General features: G+C 53.0%; 7 protein-coding genes, 1 tRNA gene and 1 pseudogene. 5 read left to right on the top strand and 4 right to left on the bottom strand.

What is annotated here, in order from left to right; all coding sequences use genetic code 11:
* Nucleotides 1–191 (top strand): IS1 family transposase (locus ACOTXF_RS18905; RefSeq protein WP_244348894.1); only part of this gene is annotated, 191 nt, incomplete at its 5' end.
* Nucleotides 192–205: 14 nt separating this feature from the next.
* Here the strand turns inward: ACOTXF_RS18905 and ACOTXF_RS18900 are convergent.
* From ACOTXF_RS18900 to ACOTXF_RS18890, 3 genes and pseudogenes are all read right to left on the bottom strand, one after another.
* Nucleotides 206–334: pseudogene (locus tag ACOTXF_RS18900) on the bottom strand (maltose acetyltransferase domain-containing protein); the annotation flags it as partial.
* 366 nt (nucleotides 335–700) lie between these two features.
* Nucleotides 701–775: transfer RNA gene (locus tag ACOTXF_RS18895), tRNA-Arg, on the bottom strand.
* Between the two features lie 75 nt (nucleotides 776–850).
* The gene (locus ACOTXF_RS18890; RefSeq protein WP_008502620.1) at nucleotides 851–1780 is read right to left on the bottom strand and encodes a formate/nitrite transporter family protein; all 930 of its coding nucleotides are present in this window, start codon (nucleotides 1778–1780) and stop codon (nucleotides 851–853) included.
* A gap of 315 nt (nucleotides 1781–2095) precedes the next feature.
* On the opposite strand from ACOTXF_RS18890, the gene mlaA reads away from it, so the two are divergent.
* Entirely contained in the window at nucleotides 2096–2848 is a 753-nt protein-coding gene (gene mlaA / locus ACOTXF_RS18885) for a phospholipid-binding lipoprotein MlaA (protein ID WP_008502619.1), read from the top strand.
* A gap of 44 nt (nucleotides 2849–2892) precedes the next feature.
* On the opposite strand, the gene fadL is transcribed toward mlaA, so the two are convergent.
* Nucleotides 2893–4215 carry a long-chain fatty acid transporter FadL gene (gene fadL / locus ACOTXF_RS18880; protein ID WP_023344609.1) on the bottom strand — a complete coding sequence of 441 codons (1323 nt, stop codon included), beginning with the start codon at nucleotides 4213–4215 and terminating at the stop codon, nucleotides 2893–2895.
* A 372-nt stretch (nucleotides 4216–4587) separates the two neighbouring features.
* Between fadL and ACOTXF_RS18875 the strand changes: the two genes are divergently transcribed.
* From ACOTXF_RS18875 to fadJ, 3 genes are all read left to right on the top strand, one after another.
* Entirely contained in the window at nucleotides 4588–4872 is a 285-nt protein-coding gene (locus ACOTXF_RS18875) for a YfcZ/YiiS family protein (RefSeq protein ID WP_008502617.1), read from the top strand.
* Nucleotides 4873–5149: 277 nt separating this feature from the next.
* A complete protein-coding gene (gene fadI, locus ACOTXF_RS18870) occupies nucleotides 5150–6460 on the top strand; it encodes an acetyl-CoA C-acyltransferase FadI (RefSeq protein ID WP_047747650.1) in 1311 nt (436 codons plus the stop codon).
* Nucleotides 6460–8607 (top strand): fatty acid oxidation complex subunit alpha FadJ, encoded by a 2148-nt coding sequence (gene fadJ, locus ACOTXF_RS18865; RefSeq protein WP_047747649.1) that lies wholly within the window; start codon nucleotides 6460–6462, stop codon nucleotides 8605–8607. The genes fadI and fadJ overlap by 1 nt, the downstream gene beginning before the upstream one ends.
* Nucleotides 8608–8677: the final 70 nt, after the last annotated feature.

Here is an 8677-nt window from a genome sequence, read left to right as displayed (position 1 = left end):
TTTATGAATCACGCCTGAAGGGAGAACTGCACGTTATCAGCAAGCGATATACGCAGCGCATTGAGCGGCATAACCTGAATCTGAGGCAGCATCTGTCAAGGCTGGGCAGGAAGTCACTGTCGTTCTCAAAATCGGTGGAGCTGCATGACAAAGTCATTGGGCATTATCTGAACATAAAACACTATCAATAAGTTGGAGTCATTACCCTTTTTTCAACTTCTGATGGATGCGAGTGATTGAACTCATACATTAATGTTTTCCCACGAAGTCTTTTTTCAGGTAAGCCTTCGCACATATCGGTAAATAGCTTGCCTGCTTTTATTTTTTCTGTCATCGGGTAATGATACCAACGTGTTGATTTCGTATTTTCACTGACACCAGGATCATCCTGATGTTACAAGGATTGAATGACTACAGATTAAAATAGTCATCAACAGGTTGACAGCATTACCGTAATCGGTATCTTGTGGTTTGGCATTCTCGATCTGTTTGGGTGAAAGCTCGTTTATAGCCATAAGTGGCACCCCTCAAGAGGTAATTGATGGTATCTGGGTATCGAACTACCGGGTACCATCACTTATACCATCAGAGTGCTGTAATGTCATGAAGGTAATTGAAAGCTGTGTAAGAGGGGGAGTTGCTGAAAGTCTTGGTATTACTGAGTTTTAGAAATGAACTGAAATGTTGTGAAATGACTCAATGGTGTCCCCTGCAGGAATCGAACCTGCAACTAGCCCTTAGGAGGGGCTCGTTATATCCATTTAACTAAGGGGACGAGGCGGCACGAGTATAGCCTTATTTACACTATGCGTTAAGCGCATCGCCGCCTGACTGCTCAAAGAGTCACCATTCAGGACGATTTTTTTGTCGATTTATCATCATTTTCCCGTGCCTTAAGCTCAGCTTTGCGTTTGTTCGACATGTCGTTACGGATTTGGGCATGGCTTAACAGCGCGAAGATAAACGTTCCGCCGCAGATGTTTCCTGCTAGTGTCGGCAGGGCGAACGGCCAGAAAAAGTCGCTCCAGTGAAGCGTACCGTTAAAGACCAGATACAGTATTTCTACGGTACCGACCACAATATGCGTGGTGTCAGCCAGCGCAATCAGCCAGGTCATCAATATGATCACGACAATTTTGGCGCTCCCTGCTGAAGGAAACATCCAGACCATCGTGGCGATGATCCAGCCGGAGATGATGGCATTCGAGAACATCTCGATCGGGGTGTTTTTCATCACATCCATGCCGATTTTTACAAATGCATCCCGTGTAGGTTCATCAAAAATCGGCATATATTCGAACGCCCAGGCCGCGATGCCCGTGCCGATGATATTTCCCAGCAGAACCACGCTCCAGAGCCGCATCAATAAACCGAAATTGCCGAGGGTAGGGTTTTGCATCACCGGCAGAACGGCGGTCACCGTGTTTTCGGTAAACAGCTGCTGGCGGGCCATGATGACAATCACAAAGCCGAAGGTATAGCCGAGATTCTCGAGTAAAAAACCGCCCGGCACACCTTCCAGCTGAACATGAAATATCCCTTTGGCGAGAAGAGATGCGCCCATTGAGAGCCCTGCGGCGATAGCTGACCAGAAGAGGGCCATGGCATCGCGCTCCATCTCTTTTTCACCGTCCTGGCGTATATGCTCATGGATGGCCATCGCGCGGGAAGGGAGGCGATCTTCATCAATTTCTATTTTCTCGCCACGCGCTTTCTCCTCGCTTTCAATTTCAAGTTCCTCATCGCTCTCGCCAATTTTTTCTTCGCCCACTTCTTTCATATCTGCTCCCGGAGGTTGATCTTTCTGTTAAGCGTAGCGGCTTTTATCGGGATGCCTGTGGGGATGCTCTTAAATTGGCGGCAATGACAACAAAGGTGATACATCTCTTTCAAAGACATTATAAAATTGCCAGCGAAACGAATTCCAAAAGCCAGGCTATGCTGAGATCAGAGTCACGGTGATTACTGCCCGTAATTGTGCTCATAGACATCGGTAAACGTGCTGTTACAATCGCTTGCACGTTTACAGACGGAGCATCAACGGCTCCGTTACGGATGGCAATCAACGATAGCCATACTGAACAGGGAGATATTTATGAAACTTCGGCTGTCGGCGCTTGCGCTTGGCGCGACGATGCTTGTGGGCTGCGCCAGCTCCGGGGAGCAAACGGGACGCTCCGATCCTCTCGAAGGATTTAACCGCTCCATGTATAACTTCAACTACAACGTGCTGGACCCGTATGTGGTTCGCCCGGTGGCAGTAGCATGGCGCGATTATGTTCCCCAGCCCGCGCGTAACGGGTTAAGTAATTTTACCAGCAACCTCGAAGAGCCTGCGGTAATGGTGAACTACTTCCTGCAGGGCGACCCGTATCAAGGGATGGTGCACTTTACCCGCTTCTTCCTGAACTCCATTCTGGGGATGGGCGGCTTTATTGACGTGGCAGGCATGGCGAACCCGAAACTGCAGCGTGAGCAGCCGCACCGTTTCGGCAGCACAATGGGACATTATGGCGTCGGGTACGGTCCGTACATGCAATTACCGTTCTACGGTAGTTTCACCCTTCGTGATGACGGCGGCGATATGGTTGATACGCTGTATCCGGTTCTGTCGTGGCTGACCTGGCCGCTGTCGGTGGGTAAATGGACGGTGGAAGGGATTGAAACCCGTGCGCAACTGCTCGACTCTGATGGCTTACTGCGCCAGTCTTCTGACCCGTATATTATGGTGCGAGAAGCGTACTTCCAGAATCATGACTTTATTGCTAACGGCGGTAAGCTGAAACCGGAAGAGAATCCAAACGCGAAGGCGATCGAGAACGAACTAAAAGATATCGATTCGGAGTAAATAAAAAAGGTGAGCAATGCTCACCTTTTTCAATTCCTGCGCGATTAGAACGCGTAGTTGAAGTTCATACCATACAGCCAGGCTTTACCTTCGGAAGAGAACTCATACGGGCCTTCTTTGAAGGAAACTTTTTGACCGTGCATATAAGAGATACCGGCGTCAATTGAGGCATCCTTGTTGAAGGCATAAGTAGCACCTGCGCTCAGCCAGAAACGGTCCTGATCCGGAATAGAGATGGAGCGCTTGTCGGCAGGAACCGGGCTGTCATCGAAGGCAATACCGGTACGGAACGTCCAGTTATCATCCATATAGTAGGTTGTCCCCAGCGCGATGCGGTAAGCGTCGCGGAAGCTTTCATCTTTATAGAAGAGCGTGTCGCCTTTGCTGTTGGTTGCTTTCAGCTCCTGGAACTGACTCCAGCTGGTATAGGTTAGGCTATAATGAATTGCCCACTGTGGCGCCACTTTATTATAACCTGACAGTTCCCACATTTCCGGCAGGTGCAGGCTCAGAGAACCGCCAGTGGTACTACCGTTGGTACCCATCGGCAGGCCGAAGTTGCCGAGGATCTGGTTATAGGCAGAAGGCAGGCTGCTCTTATAATCGCCATCGAAATCGATTTTAACTTCGGAACGGTAGGTAAAGCCGTAACGGTTGTTTTTATCAAGTTCATACAGGATACCGGCGTTCCAGCCAAAGCCCCACTCATCGCCCTTCAGATAAGCGATCTGAGTGTCTGCTGGGATACCCGCAACTTGACGCGCCAGGGCAGGCGGCAGTGCACCTGAGCCAGCAACGACTTTGCCCAGGTCGCCCGCGTAACGTTCGATTTTCGCTTTGGCATACACTGCATCAAAGCCAACGCCGAAGCTCCAGTGGCTATCCAGACGGTAAGCACCGCTGAGGTTTAGGTTCAGGGTTTCCAGATCGGTTTTACCGCCAAATGCCCCTGCGGCATAGTTATCACCAAACTCGGTCGCTAAACCGTAGTTAGAGGTCACGGAGGCACCCCAACCAAACTGGTCGTTAATAGGCGCCACGAAATGCATGTTTGGCACCCACGCCGTTGGCGCGATGTTATCTGAATTCAGACTGGCACCGGTAGGTGAACGGCCCGTAATATCAACGCCCGGATCAACGAAAATCGCACCGGCAGAGAAGGTCGGACGATCAAACATCATGATCAATGCGGGGTTACGACTTGCGTTACCCGCATCATCAGCAATAGCGCCTTCCCCTGAATACGCGCGGCCAAGGCCAGAGGAAGAAAATTCGTTTAACTGAAAGCCCGCTGACCATGCGGAAGTGGAGACGAGTGCCACTGCGACTGCCAGCGCAGTCTTGTTGAACAGGGTTTTCTGGCTCATGACCATAACCTCATTGAGTTATTTTTATTCAATAATTGTTACATACCGTAACAGGAGCGCGAAGTGTAGGGTCTGAGGTATGACAGACAAATCAGACCAGTGGCCAGAGTATAGGTCCGACCAGCCTGAATGTTGCAAGTTTGTTTATTAATATTTTCAAACATGTTTCGTGAAACGAGATCTGGTTGGCAAAATTGTGACCATCGCGACTCACCCAAAAGGGTGGTTTTTGTTTTAGATCATTTTTTAGTGTGATATTGGTCACTTATCCGATTTTGCGCCATTAACGGCTGGAGAGAGCCCGCGCCGGGGCGTAAAATATCAGCATCGTGTTTATCTCGCGCGCTGCGCGAATACAGAGGAAATTGAGCTATGAGTAAATGCAGTGCTGATGAAACCCCGGTTTGCTGCTGTATGGATGTTGGCACCATCATGGACAACTCCGATTGCACCGCGTCTTACAGCCGTGTGTTCACCAACCGCGCCGAAGCGGAAGAGACCTTGGCCGCGCTGAGCAAGCGTGCGCGTGATGTTGAATCCGAGCCGTGTGAAATCAAGTCGACCTTTACCGAAGTGGAAGGCGGCGTAAAGCTGGATATCGACTTTGTTTTTGCCTGCGAAGCTGAAACGCTGATTTTCCAGCTGGGTCTGCGTTAATTTCAGCGGCCTGATGCCCTCACTCCGCCCCTCTCCCACGGGAGAGGGCGCAAGCATTAAAAACGGTAACCTACGGGTTACCGTTTTGCTTTTCCTTGCGCACCCGGCAACATACCGCACAAATGCCCCTGCCATGCAGGGGCATTTTCTTTTTCTTCTCTGTGTTTTAGCTCGCACTTTTTTGTTTCCCCGATTGGCTGAATGTAAAAAAATGGTTAAGACTATTATCAGGTCAGACCACTTGGTGTTTGCGAATATGTTTTTACAGGGGAGTGTTATGAGTCAGGCATTACCGCTTATTACCCGTCAGGGCGATCGCATTGCCATAGTCAGTGGATTGCGCACGCCATTTGCGCGTCAGGCAACGGCGTTTCATGGCATACCGGCCGTCGACCTGGGGAAAATGGTAGTGGGGGAGATGCTGGCTCGCAGCGAAATTCCGCCGGAGGTCATCGAACAGCTGGTCTTCGGCCAGGTCGTGCAAATGCCCGAAGCCCCCAACATTGCGCGGGAAATCGTCCTCGGTACCGGGATGAATGTTCATACCGACGCCTACAGCGTCAGCCGCGCCTGCGCAACCAGTTTCCAGGCCGTGGCTAACGTCGCCGAAAGCCTGATGGCGGGCACCATTCGCGCCGGGATAGCGGGTGGAGCGGACTCCTCTTCGGTACTGCCGATTGGGGTCAGTAAAAAGCTGGCGCGTATCCTGGTCGATGCCAACAAAGCCCGCACGACGGGTCAGAAGCTCAAACTCTTCTCGCGTTTACGTCTGCGCGATCTGATGCCTGTTCCCCCTGCCGTCGCGGAATATTCCACCGGCCTGCGCATGGGCGACACCGCCGAGCAGATGGCCAAAACCTACGGCATTACTCGTGAACAGCAGGATGCGCTGGCGCATCGTTCACATCAGCTTGCGGCAAAAGCCTGGTCGGAAGGCAAGCTGACCGATGAGGTCATGACCGCCTATATTCCGCCCTATCGCGAACCGCTTGCGGAAGATAACAATATTCGTGGCACGTCAACGCTGGCGGATTACGCCAAACTGCGCCCGGCGTTTGACCGCAAGCACGGCACCGTGACGGCGGCGAACAGTACGCCGCTGACGGACGGGGCTGCCGCCGTGATCCTGATGACCGAATCCCGTGCGAAAGAGCTGGGCATTACTCCCCTGGGCTATTTACGCAGCTACGCTTTCACCGCCATTGACGTCTGGCAGGACATGCTGTTAGGTCCGGCATGGTCCACGCCGCTGGCGCTGGATCGCGCGGGACTGACGCTGGCTGATTTAACCCTGATTGATATGCACGAAGCGTTTGCCGCGCAAACCCTGGCAAACGTCCAGCTGCTGGCAAGCGAGCGTTTCGCACGTGATGTGCTGGGCCGCGCGCATGTCACGGGTGAAGTGGATCAGAGTAAATTCAACGTGCTGGGTGGCTCTATCGCCTACGGTCATCCGTTTGCCGCTACAGGGGCGAGGATGATCACGCAAACATTACATGAACTCCGTCGCCGTGGCGGTGGGTTTGGCCTTGTTACCGCCTGTGCGGCGGGCGGCCTTGGCGCAGCAATGGTTCTGGAGGCTGAATAATGGATATGCCATCTGCATTTAATCTGATGGTTCGCCTCGATAACGTGGCCGTTATCACTATTGATGTGCCTGATGAAAAGATGAATACCCTGAAGGCCGAATTTGGCGTTCAGGTGCGCGCGATGCTAAAGCAGATCCGCGAGAACAAAGCCATTCGCGGCCTGGTGTTTATCTCTGCCAAACCCGACAACTTTATCGCCGGGGCGGATATCAACATGATTGCCCGGGCGCAAAGCGCGCTGGAAGCCGAAGAGCTGGCGCGTCAGGGCCAGCAGGTGATGTCGGAGATCAACGGTCTCCCAATCCCGGTCATCGCAGCGATCCACGGTGCGTGTCTGGGCGGTGGGCTGGAGCTGGCGCTGGCCTGCCACAGCCGCATCTGTACTGACGATGCGAAAACCATTCTGGGCCTGCCGGAAGTGCAGCTGGGCCTGCTGCCAGGTTCTGGCGGAACGCAGCGTCTGCCGCGGCTGGTGGGCGTCAGCACGGCGCTGGAGATGATCTTAACCGGTAAACAGCTGCGTGCCCGTCAGGCGCTGAAAGCCGGTCTGGTCGATGACGTCGTGCCGCAGTCCATTTTGCTGGAGGCCGCCGTTGAGCTTGCGCTGAAAGGGCGTCAGGCAAAACGTCCTCTGCCGGTTCGCGAGCGCGTGCTGGCCGGTCCGCTGGGGAGAACGCTCCTGTTCAATATGGTGGGCAAAAAGACCGAACAAAAAACCAAAGGCAATTACCCGGCGGCAAAGCGGATCCTGGACGTGATCGAAACCGGGCTGTCGCAGGGCAGCAGCAGCGGCTATGCCGCGGAGGCCAAAGCCTTTGGTGAACTGGCGATGACGCCGCAGTCACAGGCATTGCGCAGCATCTTCTTCGCCAGCACTGACGTCAAAAAAGATCCCGGCAGCAAGGCGGAGCCTGCGCCTCTGCGTGCCATTGGCGTACTGGGTGGGGGGCTCATGGGCGGCGGTATCGCTTTTGTTACCGCCAGCAAAGGCAAATTGCCGGTACGCATCAAAGACATTAACCCTAAGGGAATCAACCACGCGCTGCAGTACAGCTGGCAGAACCTTGATCAAAAGGTCAAACGCCGCCATATCAAGGCAAGCGAGCGTGATAAAACCCTGGCGACGATCTCCGGTACGACGGATTACAGCGGTTTTGCGCACCGCGATCTGGTGATTGAAGCCGTGTTTGAAGATCTGGCGCTTAAGCAGCAGATGGTGGCAGACGTTGAGCAGCATTGCGCCCCGCACACCATTTTTGCCTCTAACACGTCGTCATTACCGATTGGCGATATCGCGGCGAAAGCCGCGCGTCCGGAGCAGGTGATCGGGCTGCACTTCTTTAGCCCGGTAGAAAAAATGCCGCTGGTGGAAGTTATTCCACACGCGACCACCAGTCCGCAAACCATCGCCACGGTAGTCAAACTTGCGAAGAAGCAGGGTAAAACGCCGATCGTGGTCGCAGATAAAGCTGGCTTCTACGTCAACCGTATTCTGGCACCCTATATTAATGAAGCCATGCGGCTGCTGACGGAAGGCGAGAAGATCGAGCACGTCGACGAGGCGCTGGTAAAGTTTGGTTTCCCCGTTGGCCCAATCCAACTTTTGGATGAGGTGGGAATAGACACCGGCACTAAAATTATACCTGTGCTGGAGGCGGCTTATGGCGATCGTTTTAGCCCGCCTGCAAACATTGTTTCTGCAATTTTGAAGGACGATCGCAAAGGCAGAAAAAATGAACGCGGTTTCTATCTTTACGGCGCGAAAGGGCGTAAAAGCAAGAAACAGGTCGACCCTTCGGTTTATGGGATTATTTCGACCACCGGTCAGGGAAAACTGTCTGCCGTTCAGTGCGCTGAACGTTGCGTGATGATGATGCTCAATGAAGCGGCGCGCTGCTTTGGTGAGCAGGTGATCAAGAGCGCACGCGATGGCGACATCGGCGCGGTATTTGGTATTGGTTTTCCGCCGTTCCTTGGCGGCCCGTTCCGCTACATGGATACACTCGGCGCGGGTGAAGTGGTTGCCATTTTGCAACGTCTGGCCTCGCAATATGGCCCACGGTTTACACCGTGTGACGAATTATTGCAGATGGCGGAACGGGGCCAGACATTTTGGCCTGCACGGGAAACTGATTTCGTAAACTGAAGTCAAAGAAGGGTAAATCCTGAGGTGAATGAACCTGTTCTGGCGATTTTGTAAACAGAGATTGACTATA

Source organism: Enterobacter cloacae complex sp. IR53041, assembly GCF_049238285.1.
Lineage (GTDB): Bacteria > Pseudomonadota > Gammaproteobacteria > Enterobacterales > Enterobacteriaceae > Enterobacter > Enterobacter roggenkampii.
This window is presented reverse-complemented; position numbering and strand designations above follow the sequence as displayed.

Excerpts from the sequence above, each read along its gene's own strand:
- ACOTXF_RS18890 (WP_008502620.1), bottom strand. The coding sequence starts at position 1,780 with ATGAAAGAAGTGGGCGAAGAAAAAATTGGCGAGAGCGATGAGGAACTT.
- mlaA (WP_008502619.1), top strand. The coding sequence starts at position 2,096 with ATGAAACTTCGGCTGTCGGCGCTTGCGCTTGGCGCGACGATGCTTGTG.
- fadL (WP_023344609.1), bottom strand. The coding sequence starts at position 4,215 with ATGAGCCAGAAAACCCTGTTCAACAAGACTGCGCTGGCAGTCGCAGTG.
- ACOTXF_RS18875 (WP_008502617.1), top strand. The coding sequence starts at position 4,588 with ATGAGTAAATGCAGTGCTGATGAAACCCCGGTTTGCTGCTGTATGGAT.
- fadI (WP_047747650.1), top strand. The coding sequence starts at position 5,150 with ATGAGTCAGGCATTACCGCTTATTACCCGTCAGGGCGATCGCATTGCC.
- fadJ (WP_047747649.1), top strand. The coding sequence starts at position 6,460 with ATGGATATGCCATCTGCATTTAATCTGATGGTTCGCCTCGATAACGTG.